Source organism: Streptomyces sp. NPDC001492 (assembly GCF_053597275.1).
The window spans coordinates 1-16,548 of record NZ_JBSFHW010000093.1 but is presented as its reverse complement, the minus strand read 5'-3'; the positions used below and the strand labels follow the sequence as shown (position 1 = coordinate 16,548).

Genomic DNA, 16,548 nt, shown 5'->3' with positions numbered 1-16,548 from the left:
GGCCAACCAACGGACAGACACACGGACTCGCTGACTTCGCGCGTGCCCGATTGGGACTCACAACCCGCACCGGACTCGATGCGTTCATACCGTGCGCCTCTGCCCTCGCGACTCGACCACGGCGCCAGATTCTGACCCGAAAGTAGTCGTCTAACCGACATGCCAACCGTTCCGGAAGCCGTCCGACCGCCCGTCGACATGCCCCCGCGGGCCGACCTCGGGGAGTGGGCCCGTATCCGGGCCCGCATCGTGGTCACAGATCGGTGCTGGGTGTACTGCGGTGCGTTGAGCGATGACGGGTACGGGCGTTTCTGGGCTGCGTCAGCGGCGGCGAGCGGCGACCACTCCCCGGTGGTGCGTCCGTCGCGCTGGATGTGGCAGGCCCACCACGGTCCGATTCCGGACCGGCACGTCGTCCGTCACGTGTGCGACCGGAGTTGGTGCACGCGGCCGGCCTGTCTGCAGCTCGGCGACCAGATCGATAACCTGGCCGACGCGCTGCGGCGCGACCGGCTCACGCACCCGGGCCGTGTCGGCAAGGCGGACCGGCGTGGGGCCGCGGCGGCCGCCCGCGCGGTGCGGGCCGCCGTCCTCGAAGCGGTCGGCCGTGACGTCCACGACCCGGCCCGGCTCGGCGAGATCGTCGCCGGAGCCCTCGCTGAGGGCGACCCGTTCGCCGACCACGGACGGCTGTTCTGAGAACACCTAACGGGTCCCGCACCTCCTCGCCGGGGTGCGGGACCCGTTAGGTGTCCGTGCGTGCGTGGGGGCCCGCCGCGGCGGGCCCCCACCGGGGTCAGGTGCAGTCGAGGCCGCACCCGGGGCAGACCAGCGTTTCGGCGGGAGTGCCCTCGCCGATCCACTCGCCGGGTGCGGTCTCCGGTCGCGGACAGTCGGCCGGCAGGTGGGGCCAGGTCCGGCCGGGGACGTTGAGCACCATCCGGCCGGGCCAGACGTACCCGCCGCCGTGGGACGTGGTGGGAATCCACGGGTCCCACAGGCATCCGGCGGGTGCTGCGGCGGTCTCGTACTGAGGGGTGGGCATCATGGCGGTGCCTCCAAGGGGGCCGGGGCGGTCGTGCTGACGGGCTCTGCCCGACCGCGGGTTCTCGGGGGTGTCCAAGGCTCGCGCTTGCGCGACCGCCGCAGGCGGCTTGGCCTTGGATGCCCCCGGGGTTCCGTGGTTGCCTCCGGCGTCAGCACGAGTGCGCTGGTCCCCGGCAACCGGCCCCGGCCACCCGAGGAAAGAAGGGGCGTCACTCGGTCCGCCCCCGCTGCAGACCCGGTCCCCGGCTGCACCGCCCGCTGCTGCCCTTGCCGGTGCCGACGGCGCGGGCCTGTCCTCCTCGGTTCAGTCGTCGTCGCGGTGGCAGGTGCAGGGGTCACACCAGTGGACCGGTGAGGGGCCGGCCTTGCAGCCGCCGCACAGGCACGCCCTGCAGGTTGGCCGGGGCAGCGGCTCGCATAGGTCGGAGTGCCGGTCGTACCACTCGTCGACGGCGGCCCGGTCTGCGTACTCCGCGGCGCCGGGCTGGGTGCGCAGGTCTGCTGACTGGGTGCCGCACAGGATGCACTGGGCGATGCCGCCCGGTGCGGTGATGCACCCGCCTCCGCCGGGGGCGACTTTCCATGCGTCGACCATGCAGGTGCGGGCCCGGCTGAGCGCGTCGTCGTGGGCGGCCTCGCCGGGGACCAGGCGGGCGGCCGCGGCGAGTTGGGCGGCGGCGGTTCGCAGCAAGGTGCGCACCTGGGGCTGCCGCTCGCGGTCACGGGCGGCGAGTTCCAGCGTGGGCGCCAGGGTGTCGAGGTCGGCCAGGCCTGCCGTGGGGATTCCGAGTTGGCCGGCCATGGCGGTGATGCCGTCGAGACCGGCCGGGATGGGCCGGATGCCGTAGCGCTCGCCGGCCCACTCCATGACGTACGCCTCGGTCGCGGTGTCGCTGTAGACGGTGTCCAAGAGTGCTCCTCCGGTGCTCGGGGCGGGCTGGGTGGTCACGAGAGCTCCGCGGTGGCAGGGGTCGTCTGGGTGGTGGGGTGGGGACGGTGCGGGTCGTCGACGAGGTGCGCCGCGGTGCGTGGTTTGGCCCGGAGTTGCCGCAGGCTGCGCACGGCGTCGTCGAGGTCCTGGTGCCGGCCGTGGGTGACCTCCACGAACCAAGTGGTCGTGTTGCCCTCGGCGTGGATGTGGACGGCGCCGAGCGGCTGCCCGTCCTCGTACAGGTACCAGGACGGGCGGTCGGTGTCGGCGGGGCGGACGCACTCCACTAAGTGCCCGTCGACCGCGTGCGTGAACAGGTCGGGAAGGTCGGTCGGGTGGCTCACGTGGTGGCCGTCCGCCGGCTGCCGCGTCGGGCCTTCTCCGGGGCGGCCGGGTCGGCGCTCTCCTCGGCCTCGTACGTGCCGCGCTGGGCGGTGAGGGCGGCGAGCTGGCGGCGGAAGTCCTCGCGCTCCGCGGCGAGCTGGTCGGTGTACTCCTTGCGGATCGCCTTGCGTTCCTCGCGCCAGGCCTCGCGCTCGGTGTGGAGTTCCTCCGCGAGTTCCTTGCGCATGCGTTCGCGTTCGGCACGCCAGGCCTGGCGTTCCCGGTCGAGCTCGTCGGCGAGCCGCTGCCGTTCGGCGTCGGCCGCTTCGGCAGTGGCGCGCTGGCGGGCCGTCTCCTCCTCGGCGGCCTTCTGGGCGGCCTGGGCCTCGGCGACCTTCCGCGCTGCCTCCTGCTCGGCTGTCGTGACCTGTTGGGCGGCGGCTGCCTTGATCTTCTCGACTTCGGCGGCGGCGGTCGCCTCGACCTTCCTGACGTGTTCCTCGGCATCCGTGCGGGCCTGCTCCGCTGCCGCCTGGGCGTCGGCGACCTTCTGATCGGCCTCGTCCTGGGCGGCCTTCTGGGCGGCCTGGGCCTCGGCGACCTGTCGGGCTGCGTCCTCTGCCGTCTGCTGTTGGGCCTCCTGGGCCAGGCGGGCCGCCTCCTGGGCCTCCTCGGCGAGTTCGTCGGCCTCCTCGCGCTCCCGTACGGCCTCGCCGCGTTCCCTCTCCGCGGTGAGCCGTGCGCTTTCGGCCTGGGCAACTTTCTCGTCGGCGGCCTGCTGGATCGACTCGACTTCGGCGGCGGCCGCGCCCGGGTCGGTCATCGTCTCCAGCTGTGCAAGCACCACGGCGAGATTGCCCTGCAGGTCGGTGGCGAGCCGCTGCACGATCGGCAGGAGATCGCGGGCGCGTGTCGTCGAGTAGTCGACCGGCCGGGTCGGGTCCTCGACGGGCGCGTTGCCGACGGCGGTTTCGGCCTCCTTCGTCTGCCTGCGGCGGGCCGCGAATGCGGTGGCTTTGTTGTGGTCCTCCCGGTCGCAGAACTCGGGCGGCCGGCCCGGTCCGCGCGCGGGTTCGCGTTCCCGGGTGCAGCCGGGGAACCGGCACAGCTTGACGCCGGGGGCCGGTGTGGTGTTGCCGGGCTGGGCGCCCTGGGTCTCGCTCACGGTCACTCTCACTGTCTCGTGGGTTGGGTCGTCGGGCGGTCAACAGGTCGGCCGGCGCTGCCGGTTACGGGCGGGCCGGGGTTCAGGCGGTCCGCCGGGTGGCGGTGCGGGCGAGCTGGGAGAGGCGGTGCCGCATCTCGCCGATGCCGCGGCTGCCCTCCAGCGGGGCCGTGGCGTGCGGCCACACGCTACGGGCTGCGGCGGTGTAGGCGGCGGCCGCGAGGACGGTCACGTCCTGGGCGTCCTCGATGCCGAGCCGGGCCGCCTGGTCGCGCAGCTCGGCGGCGGTGATGCTGCCGGGCTCTCCCATGCGCAGGTCGTACGGCGTGAGCACCTGGTCGAGGGTGACCAGCCCGTTACGGGCGGACAGGACCAGGACGGTGCCGCCGTCGGCGGTGAGGGCGTCGGCGGCCCGGCGGCACAGGGTGTGCAGGCTGCCGCGGTAGAACTCACCGGCTGGCGCTGGACGGTCCAGTTTGGCGCCACTGCATGGAATCACCACCACGGGGCCGGCGGCCGCGGCGCTGTGCGTCACCGGCAGCGCGGTGACGGAAGCGAGCGGGTTGGCGGGCGCCGGACGGTCGGTTGTGGGCCGGGTGGCCACCGGGGCGGGCCACAGCGGCAGTTGTACGGCCCCGGCGGGCGCCGGGCGGACGGATGAGTCGGCGGGGGCCTGCGGGGCGTCCTGGGCGGCCGTGACGGGCGCGGGGGCCGGGGTGGTCGGCTGGCGGGCGTGCGCGAGGTGTTGGGCCAGGCTCCACCGGCGCCACCCGGCCGTGCGGTGGTCGTCGGGCTCGGCGACGGTGCTGGTGCGCGGGACGGTGACGCGCATGTCGTCGAGCGGGGTGCGCAGGGTGCGGCGGCTGCCGTACGGGCGCCAGGCGACCGACGTGGTGGTGATGCGCACGATCGTGCCGTGGTTGCCGTGCTTGGAGCGCATGCCGGGGCCGTGGCCGTCGCGGTAGGTCACGTGGGTGCCGGGGCCGACGAGGCCGGGGCCGTCGATCATCAGCAGTCCGGTGCGCTCGGCCTGCCGGTCGATCCATGCGGCGTGTGCGTCGTCCTGGCCGGCCTCGTCGACGGCGGCGGCCGCGGGGGTTTCCGTCACGGTGGGGTCGGTGACGGTCGGCGCGTCGGTCTCCTGGTCCGCGTCGGCGGTGGGCGTCACGGGCGTCGCGGTGACGGAAACCGGGGCGGGGCGGCGGTTGGGGTCGTCGACGGCGGGCCACTGCGGTGCGGCGGCGGCCTCGACGGGGGCGCGCTTGGTGTGCTCGTCGAGGACGGTCCAGCGGCCGGTGACGTGGTAGCCGCGCCGGTCGGCGTGGAAGTCGGCGACCTGGGTGTCGGCCTCGCGGATGCCGAGCGGGCGGCTGGCGGTGCCGGTGTTCATGCCGGGGGAGTTGCCGGGGTAGGCGTCGCGCTCGCGGCCGCAGGCGCAGGCGAGGTGGTAGCCGAGCCGCTCGGTGATGGGGTCGGCGGTGACGTACAGCCACGCGTGCCGCTGGTGGTCGCAGGCCTCGGGGTCGGCGGCCGGCTCCGGGGCGGCCTCGCCGAAGTGGCGTTCGTGCTCGGCGCGTTCGGCGCGGGCGGCGGCCAGGCGCTCGGCGCGCTCGGCGTCGCGGCGGGCCTCCTCCTCGCCCCCGGTCAGCGGGGCCAGGTGGTGCGACTCCTGGGCGGCGGGCTCGGGGCCGACGGCCCGCCAGGCGTCGAGGGCGGCGCGGCCGTCCCGGGTGAGCATCAGCGACCAGTCCGCTTCGTAGATCTTGAGGAATCCGGCGTCCACGAGGGCCTGGACGCGGGCCCTGGCGACGGTGCGGCCGCTCTTGACGTGCGGGTTGTCCAGGTCCCGGCGAAGGTAGCGCTTCCCGTCGTAGTGCAGCCACCCCATGGCGGCCCACACCATGGCGTCCGCCTGGGCCTGGCTCCAGCCGAGTGCCCCGGCCTGCAGGCGGCGGCGCTCGGCGTGCACGAGTGCGTCGCGGCGGCGGGCGTGCGTGGCCTCGTGCTCGATGGCGAGGGTCCAGGCGGCGGCCTTGGCGTCGGTGCCGCGGCAGGTCTCCACGGCGGCCGGCTCGCCGCCGCCCCCGCAGGGCAGGCAGAGGACGGCGTACGCGTCGTCCCGCAGGGTCAGCGACTCGATCGACACCGACTCCGGCAGGCCCTCGATGCGTCGCATGTCTCGTTCTCCGCTTCCGTGGTGGGGGGTGGGGGGTGGGTCCCGGCGCCCCGGTCGGGGCGCCGGCTCGGCTACTTGAGGTCGCTCTCCTGCGGCCAGGCGCGGGGGTCGTCCCGGTACGGGTCGTCGTCCGCGCTGGTGGCGGGCCCGAGGTTCTCCTCCAGGACGGCCGGCCCCAGCTCGGCGACCCAGTCGGTCGTGCCGGTCGCGGCGGCGTCCTGCTGTGCGGTGGTCTCGCGGTCCGTCATGCCCGTGTTCCTTCCGATCGGTTGGCTACGTTCCGTTTGGTCAGCTTACGTTCCGTATCGTATCGCGAAACCAAACCAAACTCAAGTACCTAACCAAACCAAACTGAACCAATTTAACAAAACCAAACTGAACTAAATGGCTGAACCGAACGGGCCGACTCAAGATCATGTTTCTGTCGTGGGCATGTCATATCGCCGCGCCCGGGTCGCTGATTTCCGATACGCCGCACGAATCGGAAATCACTGATAGCGTGGGCCGCGCACGCTGAGTGACGCTGAGTCAGGAACCGTGCGGGATACGGACGGAACGGAAAACACCCGTCGAAAGGGGCGGCATGCCCGGGGAGATGGACGACCGCGCGGCGGACACCGTCCGCCTGCTGCACGACGCGTACACGCGCTGGGCGGACATGGGCCCGGTCAAGCTCGGCCTGCACCGGCAGGACGCCTGGATGGTGATGATGGGCCTGCAACAGGTCGTCGCCCACCCGGAGATCGCCGGCAGCCCGATGGCCGGGCGCCTGGAGGCGATCGGCCGGCAGATCCAGGAAGCCGTCTCGGACGACCCGGAGCTGTACGCCGTGGCGGAGGCCGGATGGAACCGCGCCTTCGACGTCGACCCGGCCGACGACCGGAAGGGGCCCTGACCCGTGCTGCTGGTGGGATACGAGGCCCGCGCCGTCTGGGCAGACCTGCGGCGGAAATTCCGAACGATGTACGCCTTTTCCGCCCGCCGGATCGTCACCGGCACCGCGGTGACGGAAACCCGCGGGCCGTCCTCGGGGGCGTCGTCGTGACCGCGTCCGCCGTGGAGCTCGCCGGCGAACTCGTCGACCGGCTCGGGCAGCTCGCCGCGCGCGCGGCCGCGGGCGAGGACGTCGCCGCGCAACTCGCCGCCGTGGCGCAGGGCCTGGCCGCACAGCAGCACCCGGACGGCGCGGCCGTCGAGGGACTGCCGGCCCGTCGGCCGGGTACCGGGGGCCTGGTGCTGCCGGGCCACTACACCGCGGCGGGCAACGGGCGGGTACGCACGCCCGGCGGCTTCACCGTGGACGAGGCGACCGCCCGCCGGGCCGCGGGCGCCGAGCCGGCCAACACCACCCGCGGCCGCGCCTCGCGGGCCGGGCTGTTCGTGAACTGGTGCACCGAGCACGGGCGCGTGCCCACGGATGCCGGCGTGCTCGCCGACTGGGCCAACCACCTGGCCGACCAGCGGCACCCCACCGACACGATCAACTCGTACGTCACCACGGTGTCCAGCGTGCGCGCGCTCAACGGCCACCCGGTCCGCGCCGACGAACGCGACCTGATCGCCCGGGTGCTGGCGTCCCGCTCCACGGAGGAGGCGACCGACCCGGACAACGCCGGCGACGTGCTGCAGGCCACCGAGTGCACCCGCGAGGACCTGGCCGCGATGGTGGCCACCTGCGACCTGGACACGGTCCGCGGGCTGCGGGACGCCGTGGCGCTGGTCATCGCCTGGTTCATGGCCGCCCGCGCGAGCGAACCCGTGTCGCTGTCCGTGCACGACGTCGTCGAGACGACCGCGGACATCGTCGACCTGGCCACCGGCGAGATCGTCGACGTCAGGCCGGCGCTGGAGATCACCCTGCGCCGCTCCAAGACCAACCCGCACGGCCGCAAGCGCGACACCGTGCGCCTGGTCGCGCAGGACGACCCGGCGCTGTGCCCGGTCGTGCTGTGGCGGGCCTGGATGACGCTGCTGCAGTCCGCGGACGTCGCGCACACCGGCCCGCTGCTGCGGCGGGTCGACCGGTGGGGCCGCCTCGGCGGCACCGGAGCGTGCGCCGGCCGGCAACCGGCCGATGCACGCCGGGCCGGCGGCATCGGTGACCGCACCCTGCGCAACATCATCCAGCACCGGGCCAGGGCGGCCGGGCTGGTGCGCGACCTGGCCCCGGAGGAACGGGAGGTGCTCAGCACCTGCGCCGAGCGGGCCGCGCTGGCGGCCGCCGACTCCGACACCGAGCGCGAGGCGATCCGCACCGAACGCCGGCTCAAGCGGCGAACCCTGCGGCGCCGGCTGCCCCGCTACACCGGGCACTCGATGCGCCGCGGCTGCATCCGCCGCATGGAACGCAACGGCACCCCGCGGCACGTCATCGAGGTGCACGCCCGGTTCACCGCCGGGTCCCGGGCCCTGCCCCGGTACAAGATCGGCGGGATTCCCTGGCAGGACAACCCCACCCTGTACATGGGCAGCAACTCCCGCGCAGGCTTGCGCCGGTACGGCGGCCGCGCGGAAGCGGCCGGCTGACAGACCGGCTCCCGCACGGCGTGCAGGACGACACGAGGCGCCCGTTAGGTTCACGTCGCGCCCGTGATCATCGGCGGACGGCTTGGACGACGGCCACCGTGTGGGCCTCCTCGGCGGCGTCCCAGGTTCGCAGCGCCGCGTCCGCGGCCTCGTCGAACTCGGGGTTGAGCTTGGCCAGTCGTGCCCATGCGTACGCGCGACGGAGTGCCTGTGCGGCGACGTCCTGCGAGTCGACGGTACCGCCGGTCGACAGGGCGACGGTTGAGGCGTGGTCAGCGGCCTCGATCTCGGCGAGCAGCCGCAGGCCCTGGGCCTCGTCCTCGACGGGAGGGCCGTCCATGCGCAGCAGGAATGCCCGGCGGTCGGCGAGCTCGTCGTTGCGCGCGGTTTCGTCGGCGGTCTGACGGTCACTCATCGGCGCTGTCCTCCTCGGCCCGGACTGGGCTTCTGCTGGTCAACGACCCTATCGGGCCGGGGGTCACGTCGCACTGCACACTGCGGGACCGGTTCAGGCCCACCCTTCCCGGCGGCGGCGTTCCCGTCGCTCTGCGCGGGCCCGCTCGATGGCGGCCGCGCGGCTGCGGTCGCCCGGGTCGACCTTGGCACGGGCCCGGCGCCGTACCGCACTGAGCCGTTCCGCCTCGACCTCGTCGCGGCGGGCGGCCGGTTCCTGGGCGGGCTGGGCGTAGCGGTCCAGTCCCCACCGGTCGGCGAGCTCGGCGCGCTCGGCGTCCCGGCGCCGCTGGCGAGCCGCGGCGCGGGCCTCCGCCTCCAGGGCGAGGGCCTCGATGCGGGTGCGCTGGGCGTCCTGTGCCTGGCGGGCGCGGGCGAGGCGGGCGGCGAGCTCCGCGGGGGTGGGGTTGTCCCACGCCGTGACGTGGGCGGCCTGCGCCACGGTCGGCCTGCGGGTGTAGTGCGGGGCGTCGGGGTGGGCGTTGATCCAGCGCCACAGCCGGTGAGCGGCGAGCTGGGAGACGCTGGTGACTCGCCAGGTCTCATGACCCCACTGGTCACGCTTGATCAGGTTGCTGGTCATCAGCTCGACCAGCTGGGTCGGGGTGGCGCCGCGGCGCAGCGCGATACCCACCACACGCTGCAGGTCACCCCACTTCGAACCCGTGAGAGACCGGCTGGCGGACTCGTCGGAGGGTTTGGGCAAAATCACCTCGCGGTACCCGAGTTGGGCCCGCCATGAGGCCCACGCGCGGCGTACGACCCATTCCACGGCCGAGCTGAGGTCTGCAGCAACAGCCCTACGCGGCTTCTTTCCAGGCGCCGCCGAAGGCGTCGTTGTTGTCTTTGCCATCTCGTCGTACGTCACCAGCCCCGTACGGTCTGCAGACAACAAACCACATAGCTGAGACACCCCTCGCGTATAAGGGAGACGCTTTGCCACTCCAGCCCACTGGACACTGAGGCGCTCGGCGAGCGATGTCTGAGGCTCGTCCGCGGCAACTGCGTAGGCGGGCTCCAGGGCAACCCGGTCTTCCTGCGGCAGGGCCTTGCTGGTCTCCCTGATCCGGGCCGCTACCTCGGCCTCGGCCGAGTCGGCCGGGTGCTCCCAGCGGGGGGCGGTTTGGACCGCGGCCGCCATCTCGTACGCCGTCACCCCCTCCACCAGCTGCAGCACGCCGTGCTGCATGGGCACGGCCCGGCGGCCCGTCAGACGGCCGTACACGCTGTCCTCGTGCACGTCGGCCGGCTCGGGCAGGGCCCACGGGCGCAGGGCCCGGGTGAGGTCCTCCGGCAGGTCCGCGGGGATCGCGTCCATACGCAGGCACAGCCGGTAGACGGCCTTGCGCCCCGGCGCCGGCCGTACGGCCTGCTCGGCCCACCCGGCCCGGTACAAGCCCGAAAGGTCGGCCCAGTAGCGGTCAGAGCCGATGCCGTGGGCGAGGCCGTAGCGGTGGGCGAGATCGAGCCCGCCGCTGGTCTGGTCGGTCTGGCGCATGCCGATCACGCGACCGTCAACGTCGAGGTCCTGGCGCTGCAGGAAGTCGAGCAGCCGGAAGTGCTCGGCCCGCAGCAGACCGCGCGCGGCCGCGATCCCGGCCGTCCGGAAGTAAGCCTCTCGCGTCAGGCCGTCACCGAAACGGAGCACGGTCGGCCGCGGGCCCGACGGATACGCAGCTTCCCCGGCGACACGGCGAACGATCGTTCGGGGATCGAACTGGGCAGCGCGGGCGGTGTCGACATGGCGACCCGGTGACAACACACCGGAATCGGGCATGGGGGTACCGCCACCGCTGCCATGTGGCATCATGGCAATGGCTCCTGAGCACTTTTTAGGGGCACAGAAGACCGGCCCGACGGCCTCGCAAACCGTCAGGCGGGGATTCGCAGGGGCTTTCGCAGGCCCCTACTGGGTGCGGTACCTCGGGGTTCCTAGGCCACGGTGAGGTACCAAACGATCTTCATATGCCGGTCTTGTCCGCCGCCCCCGTACAGGGGGCCTTCTTTTTGCCTAGCTGGCCTCCGCTATCTGATCCTGCGCGGGCCACCCGGCCGGGCGGCCGTTCTCGTCGAGCCGGAGCTTCTCAAGCGCGTATCGCATGACCTCGTTGCCGGAGACGCCCATTCCGAGCACCGCGCTCTCGAACTTCTCGCGCAGCGGGTCACCGGGATGGAAGATCACGTTTGCGCGTACGACCTTCTCGGGGTCGAAGTTCGCGCTTCTTCCCCGTTGTTGCCGCCCTCGCACTCCTGCCATGATCGCGATCTTAGACCCTCCCTCATTCGTGACACACGAAATTGCGCGTGTTGCGGGAAGTTTCTTGGGGTACGCGGATCGGCTGGTGCCCGGATCGGGTGTTTTCGGCCGGTACGACGTTGACTTGACAGATCATCAGTCCGATCGCCGGGTTGCCCAGGCCGTCGCGCGGCGAACGGGCCGCCTCCGCTTCCGTCACCCACTGCTGGGTGACGGAAGCCTCGGTGTCCTCCGGCTGACGACGTGCCGGGCCCGCGGCCGCACTGCAGCCGGTCAGTAGCCGCTGATCCAGGCGAGGCCTTCGTTGTCGAGGGTCTGGCGGGCGCGGGTGACGGCGACGTACGACAGCATCGCCTCATCCTTGCGGATGGGTCCGGGGGCGCCGTTCTCCTGGCGCTTGGGCTCGCTGAAGTCGGAGGCGATCGTGACGGTGGGCCACTCGCGGCCCTTGGCCTTGTGCGCGGTGCTCAGGATCAGGTCCGCTGCCTTCTCCTCGACCAGTGCGTTGGCGGCTTTGATGACCGCCTCCGGGCTGTAGTCGTCGATCAGGCGGACGAACACCCGCAGGTCACTGCCGGCGTTCTCGTCGCGGACGTACTTCCTCAGCTGGTCCCACGTCTGGAACGCCAGCAACTCGGGGTGGCTGGTGGGCTTCCCCATGCGCAGGTCTAGGGCGGCCTCGGCCAGGGCCTTGATCTGGCCGGCGCCACCGGCCAGGGCGGGACGGCGGCCGCCTTCCAGGGCGGACATCGCGCGGGCCATGGCCTCGGCATTGGTCCGGCACAACACCGCGTCGGCGTAGTCACCACAACTGCCCGGCAGGACTCGGGAGTTCATTGCCGGGTTGCCGTACAGGCGGATGGGGGCGCCCACCTGGGTCAGCCACCGGTTCGCCTCGTCGGCGATGGCCTTGCCGAACCTCCACGACTGCTGCAGGTACAGCCGTTTCTGGGCGGGCCACGTGGCCAGGGCGTCGACCGCGCCGCGCCATCCGTAGATCGCCTGGGCCGAGTCGCCCACGGCGATGCGCTGCGCGGACTGGGACTGTACGAGGTGGGCAACGACGGGGTTGGAGTCCTGGGCCTCGTCGAGCAGCACGAAATCCGCCTTCAGCGTCGGCTCGGTGAGCGCCCATGCCTTCAGGTAGTAGTCGTGGGTGTAGCGGTGCTGGCTGTTCGGGTCCTGCGTCTGGGCCCACAGCTGGCGGGCGTGCGGCAGGACCTCGTGCCGCAGCTGCTCCATCTCCGGACGGCTGACGCCTTCGAGGTCCGGGACGTGCCGGGCCATCACCTCGCGGTCGGCGGAGTGGGCGAACGCGTCGACGGCGTCGGAGGCGAGGCGGGCGAGGGCGGCCGGCGCCAACACAACGTCGGCGTTGACCCTGAGCGGCTCCACGATCCGCAGCAACTCGGCGGTGCGCTGGGCGGGCACGCGCAGGTTCAACCGGTGTTTATGGTCGCGGCCGTGGGCCCGGAACGCGAGGCTGTGAGCGGTGGAGCACTGCACGTGCGCCGGGAACACCTTCTTGGCGTCCTGGGCGATGGACCGGTTGTAGGCGACGTAGAGCCCGCGGCCGCGCATCTGGGTGGACGCCATGCGGAGCGTGGTCGTTTTGCCGGTGCCTGCGCCGGCCTCGACGACCAGGTCGACGCCGGAGGCGCACGCGTCGATGATGGCGCCCTGCTCGGCGGTCGGCCGCTTCCCGGCGATTTCCCGCGCCCGTACCGCGGGGGCCTCGACGGGCGACGGAGCGACGGGGGCCGGGGTTTGCGTCACCGGCTCCTCGGTGACGCTGGCCGGCTCCGGGGCGGCGGTCTGCTCGGGCTGGGCCTGGCGCTCGGCGAGCTCCTCGGCGGGCGCCGGCTGGGCGGCGGGGAGCTGCGGGACGGACACCGTGACCGTGTCGGTCACCTCGGGCTCGGCGGGGACCAGTTCGGCAAGCCGGGCCAGGGCGGTGCGGGCGGCCTGGGCCTGGCGGACCACTTCGGCGAGCGTGTCGGCGTCGAGGCGGGCCAACGCGGGCTCACTCGCGGCCGGTAGACGCAGCTCGGCCAGGATCGCCGCGGCCTCGGCGTGGCCGGGCCGGCGCCGGCGCCGGAGTGCGCGCATGCGGCAGGTGCCGCTGTGGAATGCCCGGGGGCGTCCCTTGCCCGGTGTGGGCGGCGGCAGCGGCTCCCCGCATCCCTCGCAGATCCCGGCCGTCTGCCCTGCCTCGGTCGCCGGTCCGGCTGCTGATCCTCCGTCAACCATTTTCGTCACAGCTCAGATTGTGACGAAAATGGGGCGGGGTGCGCAACCGTGCTGGTGATGGCGGGCGTGTCATCTGTGGCGCGGAACGCCAGAGGGGGCGCGCCCTGCATCGGGCGCGCCCCTGCTCGTGCCCTGCCGGGCCTGGGTGGCTACCGGCGCGGACGGTGATCGCCGGACCCGCCCCGTATGGCGGCCACGGCCCGGTAGGCGACCATCAGGGGCCACACCGCGACGGCGAGGACCCACACCGCGACGGCGGCGGCGAGCTCACCGCGGGACGGCCGGCGGGTCGGGTCGCTCTGCAGATCGGCCAGGCCGGTCGTGGGCATGACGTCGTACGACGCGCTGACCAGGAGTCCGGACAGCAAGTACAGGAAGATCACAGGGGTGTTCCTTCGTGCGCGGGGTTGATGGGGTTGTCCGGTGGGTGCCGCCCCTCCCGAACAAGAACAACTTTACAGCATCTCGTGACAGCGATCAAGCGGCTTGCTCCCGGGGCTGTGACGGTGGGTCAGTTCCTGGGGATGCTCCGGCCAGGGCCGCGGTTCTCGCGTTGACCTGGTGGTTCGCGGCGGGCCGGCGTGCTCCTACGGGGCGTCGTCGAGGGCTTCGCGGGCGGCCCGCAGGATGTTGGCGCCGGTGGTCCGGCTGACGCCGTAGCGTTCCGCAACCCGGCTCGCGGACAGCGGGTGGCCGGCCTCGCCGACCGTGCGGAGCTCGGCAACGACTTCGTCAACGCGGGGGTCCGGGGTCCCTCCAGCGCGGCCCCGGTTGGGGCGCTCCGGGGTGCTGGCCGGCCGTCCGGCACCGGTGTTCTCGGGGCGCTCGCGCTGGTCGCCCTGCTCGATCCGGGCAGTGATGTCGCTCCGTCTCCACCGGCGGCCGTGCTCCTCGACTCCGGCCGGCAGGTAGCCGCCGACGACGTAGCTGCGGACGGTCGACGCCGTGACGTCGAGCAGTGCGGCGACCTCCTTGTCCGTCAGCAGGTCGTCGGGGTGCTCGGCGTCGAGGTCGGGGCCGGCGGGGAGGGGCTTGCCGCTGGTGTAGGCGTCGGCCTGGGCGGCGTCGTACAGCCGCACCCGGCCCTCGTCGCGGTTGACCCGGGTCACCCTCTGCTCGAACTCGTCGCGCACGCTGCGGCGCCAGGTGTGCATGGGGATGCCGAGTGCCTCGGCTACCTCGGCCTCGGTCCGCACGGGCCGGCCCTGGGGGATCATCGGGGGTCACGCTCCTGGTCGCTGCTGACGGCGGCCGCCGGTAAGGACTGCCGCGCTACACTCCGGTACATCATCAACGCTCAGGCCCCTTCGTGGTCCGTGGTGGGTGTTGATGGGGTCGGGCCGACGGATGCCGTCACTTCTCCCTCGGGAGGGTGAACCGTCGGCCCATTTACGTCTCCGCCTGGGGCCGGTCTCCGTGTGCTCGTCCGCTTGGGGCGGATCCGCCCCAAGCGGGAGCCCCGGCCTGGCTGGCCGGGGCCCTGGTGCTCTACCGCTGCCTGGTCAGCGTCCTGCGGTCTGTCGGCTGCGGGCGGCGCGCACGGTGGCCCACCGGGCGGCCTCGATCTCCTCGGTGAACGTCTGCTCTGCCCGGTCGGCAAGGTCGTTGTCGGCGATGCCGTGGACGGTGTCCGCCACGGCGTACAGGCAGGCGACCGTTCCCGCCAGGGCGTCGAGGCCTCGGGTGTTGGTGCCGTACTCGGGGGCGGGAACGCGCACGTTCTCGGCGTACGGGCGGGGGGACTTCCAGTACAGCCCGAATGCCCTCGTGAGGACGTCCTCCGGGCCCCACCAGCCGTCTGCGTGGTGCAGCACGTCGCCCACGGCGGCCGCGAGCATCGCGGCCGGCTCGGCACTGCGGCCGCCTTCGTTGAGCTGGCGGTGAAGGGCGGCGAGAGCCGCACCGTGGTGCACCTGGTCGCTGTCGCCGAACGCGTCGTTGCGGCGCAGGAACTCGCCGACGAGCTGTGCGCCGTTGCGGGCGCGCTGCTCCTCGGGGTCGGTGAGGACGGCGGCCGCGGCGTAGGCGAGCTGGGCGGCGTCCTCGCGCTGGCCGGGCACCGGGTACAGGGCGAGGCGGGCCCGGTGTCCCTCCTCCATGGCCAGGGCCGGGCACTCGGGGTCCTGGGTGGTGAGCTCGGCGAGCAACTCGGCCAGCCGCAGGCGGCTGCCGTCGACCGGGGCGTATCGCTGCGCGGCGACCGGCACCCATCCGGTTCCGGCGGCGCGTACGCCGTGGATGCCCAGGTAGCCGCGCACCGGCAGCTGCAGGGACAGGTGCGTGACCCCAGGCATCCACAGCTGCTGTGCGAGCTGGGCGATCTCCGTCAACAGGGTGGCCGTGCCGGTCGTGCTGGTCGTGTCGTTCATCTCGATCGTGTTCCTTCGCTGGGGTGTTGATGGGGTGCCCGGAGGGTGCCGCCCCTCCGGGCCGGTTCTGGTCCGCGGTGCCGGGTCAGCCGCCGTTCTCGCCCTTCTGGCGGATGTCGGCCGGCTGGTGCTGTCCCGGGTTCGCGGCCGCGAGGCGGGCCGGGTTCAGGTCGATGTGGGCGCGGCGGGCGTAGTCCTCAGCGCACTTCTGCACGGTCGCTTCCTCATCGGCAGCGCTCATGACGGTTGGTTCCCTTCGGGTGGTGGGGTGTTGACGGGGTCTCCGGACGGGGGCGGGTGCCGCCCCGCCCCCGTCCGGCGGTGCTGGTTGTTACGCCGCGGGGCAGTACGCGGCCGCGGTCTCGGCCTCCTGGGCGGCTCGGCGCTGCTGACGGCGGTGCTCGTCTGCGGCGCAGGCCTGGCGGCGGGCGGACAAGCGGGCGTTGTAGAGCTGCTGCAGGGCCATCTGTTCGGTGCGGGCGGTGCCGCGGGGGCCGGGGAACGGGACGGTGACAAAGTCGCCGGCCATCAGCGTGTCGTGGTGCTCGACGTGCCACCCGCTGCCCACCGTCAGCAGGACTCCGAGGAGTTCACCGCTGCCGTCGAGGTAGACGTTCGTCCCGCGGACTTCACCGCCCGTGGGGACGAGAGTGTCGGTGATCCACTCCCATTCGTCGGTCTCGGCGATCGTCATAGCGACCAGGACCACGGACACCTCAGCCATGGTCCGGGTCTCGGCGTCGAACTCGCCGACCTGGGCGAACCGGATGTGCGTGCGGGTGGGGGCGTAGCGGGGGAACATGCTGGGCATGGGAGCCTCCTTCATGAGGGGGGTTGATGGGGGGTGTCCGGTGGGTGCCGCCCCTCCCGAACAAGAACAACTTTACAGCATCTCGTGACACTCACGCAAGAGGCGCCACCTCTCGTTTTCGCAGGTCAGAGGCCTTTTTCGGGGAACTTTCCGGCTGTGTTCGCGTGTACACGCGAACGGTGGCGGTCTGCGTCGGCGTCCCGTCGGTGCGGGCGCCTGCCCGTATCGACACGCTGCCT

General features: G+C 72.8%; 21 protein-coding genes. 5 read left to right on the top strand and 16 right to left on the bottom strand.

Features of this window, described 5'->3' with window-relative positions; translation table 11 throughout:
- Positions 1–159 precede the first annotated feature (159 nt).
- Positions 160–699 carry an HNH endonuclease signature motif containing protein gene (locus ACWC1K_RS49850; protein WP_450840756.1) on the top strand — a complete coding sequence of 180 codons (540 nt, stop codon included), beginning with the start codon at positions 160–162 and terminating at the stop codon, positions 697–699.
- Positions 700–796: 97 nt separating this feature from the next.
- On the opposite strand, the gene ACWC1K_RS49845 is transcribed toward ACWC1K_RS49850, so the two are convergent.
- The 6 genes from ACWC1K_RS49845 to ACWC1K_RS49820 form a co-directional block, all read right to left on the bottom strand.
- Positions 797–1,048 (bottom strand): hypothetical protein, encoded by a 252-nt coding sequence (locus tag ACWC1K_RS49845; protein ID WP_450840754.1) that lies wholly within the window; start codon positions 1,046–1,048, stop codon positions 797–799.
- Between the two features lie 303 nt (positions 1,049–1,351).
- Positions 1,352–1,996: a hypothetical protein gene (locus tag ACWC1K_RS49840; RefSeq protein ID WP_450840753.1), complete on the bottom strand. Its 645-nt coding sequence runs from the start codon at positions 1,994–1,996 to the stop codon at positions 1,352–1,354.
- Positions 1,993–2,322: a hypothetical protein gene (locus ACWC1K_RS49835; RefSeq protein ID WP_450840751.1), complete on the bottom strand. Its 330-nt coding sequence runs from the start codon at positions 2,320–2,322 to the stop codon at positions 1,993–1,995. Before ACWC1K_RS49835 ends, ACWC1K_RS49840 begins: the two co-directional genes overlap by 4 nt.
- Positions 2,319–3,467 (bottom strand): hypothetical protein, encoded by a 1,149-nt coding sequence (locus ACWC1K_RS49830; protein ID WP_450840750.1) that lies wholly within the window; start codon positions 3,465–3,467, stop codon positions 2,319–2,321. The genes ACWC1K_RS49835 and ACWC1K_RS49830 overlap by 4 nt, the downstream gene beginning before the upstream one ends.
- Before the next feature lie 82 nt (positions 3,468–3,549).
- Complete coding sequence (locus ACWC1K_RS49825) at positions 3,550–5,643, bottom strand: DUF6884 domain-containing protein (protein WP_450840748.1); 2,094 nt, start codon at positions 5,641–5,643, stop codon at positions 3,550–3,552.
- Positions 5,644–5,714: 71 nt separating this feature from the next.
- Entirely contained in the window at positions 5,715–5,891 is a 177-nt protein-coding gene (locus tag ACWC1K_RS49820; protein WP_450840746.1) for a hypothetical protein, read from the bottom strand.
- A 335-nt stretch (positions 5,892–6,226) separates the two neighbouring features.
- Here ACWC1K_RS49820 and ACWC1K_RS49815 point away from each other — a divergent pair, with 335 nt between their 5' ends.
- Genes ACWC1K_RS49815 through ACWC1K_RS49805 form a run of 3 tightly spaced genes read left to right on the top strand, consistent with a single transcriptional unit; the run spans position 6,227 to position 8,169 of the window.
- Positions 6,227–6,538, top strand: coding sequence for a hypothetical protein (locus ACWC1K_RS49815; RefSeq protein ID WP_450840745.1), 312 nt, complete (start codon positions 6,227–6,229; stop codon positions 6,536–6,538).
- A gap of 3 nt (positions 6,539–6,541) precedes the next feature.
- Positions 6,542–6,688: a hypothetical protein gene (locus ACWC1K_RS49810; RefSeq protein WP_450840743.1), complete on the top strand. Its 147-nt coding sequence runs from the start codon at positions 6,542–6,544 to the stop codon at positions 6,686–6,688.
- On the top strand, positions 6,685–8,169 hold the full coding sequence (locus tag ACWC1K_RS49805) for a hypothetical protein (protein ID WP_450840741.1): 1,485 nt from the start codon (positions 6,685–6,687) through the stop codon (positions 8,167–8,169). The genes ACWC1K_RS49810 and ACWC1K_RS49805 overlap by 4 nt, the downstream gene beginning before the upstream one ends.
- Positions 8,170–8,236: 67 nt before the next feature.
- Here the strand turns inward: ACWC1K_RS49805 and ACWC1K_RS49800 are convergent, their stop codons facing one another.
- Both ACWC1K_RS49800 and ACWC1K_RS49795 read right to left on the bottom strand, forming a co-directional pair.
- Positions 8,237–8,584 carry a hypothetical protein gene (locus ACWC1K_RS49800; RefSeq protein WP_450840739.1) on the bottom strand — a complete coding sequence of 116 codons (348 nt, stop codon included), beginning with the start codon at positions 8,582–8,584 and terminating at the stop codon, positions 8,237–8,239.
- Positions 8,585–8,677: 93 nt separating this feature from the next.
- A complete protein-coding gene (locus ACWC1K_RS49795; protein WP_450840737.1) occupies positions 8,678–10,120 on the bottom strand; it encodes a hypothetical protein in 1,443 nt (480 codons plus the stop codon).
- Between ACWC1K_RS49795 and ACWC1K_RS49790 the strand changes: the two genes are divergently transcribed.
- Complete coding sequence (locus tag ACWC1K_RS49790; RefSeq protein ID WP_450840735.1) at positions 10,076–10,378, top strand: hypothetical protein; 303 nt, start codon at positions 10,076–10,078, stop codon at positions 10,376–10,378. The genes ACWC1K_RS49795 and ACWC1K_RS49790 overlap by 45 nt on opposite strands.
- Before the next feature lie 255 nt (positions 10,379–10,633).
- On the opposite strand, the gene ACWC1K_RS49785 is transcribed toward ACWC1K_RS49790, so the two are convergent.
- From ACWC1K_RS49785 to ACWC1K_RS49750, 8 genes are all read right to left on the bottom strand, one after another.
- Positions 10,634–10,879, bottom strand: a complete 246-nt coding sequence (locus ACWC1K_RS49785) for a hypothetical protein (RefSeq protein ID WP_450840733.1) — start codon at positions 10,877–10,879, stop codon at positions 10,634–10,636.
- Positions 10,880–10,901: 22 nt separating this feature from the next.
- Positions 10,902–11,078 (bottom strand): hypothetical protein, encoded by a 177-nt coding sequence (locus ACWC1K_RS49780; protein ID WP_450840731.1) that lies wholly within the window; start codon positions 11,076–11,078, stop codon positions 10,902–10,904.
- Between the two features lie 74 nt (positions 11,079–11,152).
- On the bottom strand, positions 11,153–13,129 hold the full coding sequence (locus tag ACWC1K_RS49775) for a UvrD-helicase domain-containing protein (protein WP_450840758.1): 1,977 nt from the start codon (positions 13,127–13,129) through the stop codon (positions 11,153–11,155).
- 149 nt (positions 13,130–13,278) lie between these two features.
- Positions 13,279–13,512 carry a hypothetical protein gene (locus tag ACWC1K_RS49770; protein WP_450840729.1) on the bottom strand — a complete coding sequence of 78 codons (234 nt, stop codon included), beginning with the start codon at positions 13,510–13,512 and terminating at the stop codon, positions 13,279–13,281.
- A 204-nt stretch (positions 13,513–13,716) separates the two neighbouring features.
- Positions 13,717–14,346, bottom strand: coding sequence for a helix-turn-helix transcriptional regulator (locus tag ACWC1K_RS49765; protein WP_450840727.1), 630 nt, complete (start codon positions 14,344–14,346; stop codon positions 13,717–13,719).
- Positions 14,347–14,631: 285 nt separating this feature from the next.
- A complete protein-coding gene (locus ACWC1K_RS49760; RefSeq protein WP_450840725.1) occupies positions 14,632–15,498 on the bottom strand; it encodes a hypothetical protein in 867 nt (288 codons plus the stop codon).
- An 85-nt stretch (positions 15,499–15,583) separates the two neighbouring features.
- Positions 15,584–15,739, bottom strand: coding sequence for a hypothetical protein (locus ACWC1K_RS49755; RefSeq protein WP_450840723.1), 156 nt, complete (start codon positions 15,737–15,739; stop codon positions 15,584–15,586).
- Positions 15,740–15,829: 90 nt separating this feature from the next.
- Positions 15,830–16,309 carry a hypothetical protein gene (locus tag ACWC1K_RS49750; RefSeq protein WP_450840722.1) on the bottom strand — a complete coding sequence of 160 codons (480 nt, stop codon included), beginning with the start codon at positions 16,307–16,309 and terminating at the stop codon, positions 15,830–15,832.
- Positions 16,310–16,548: the final 239 nt, after the last annotated feature.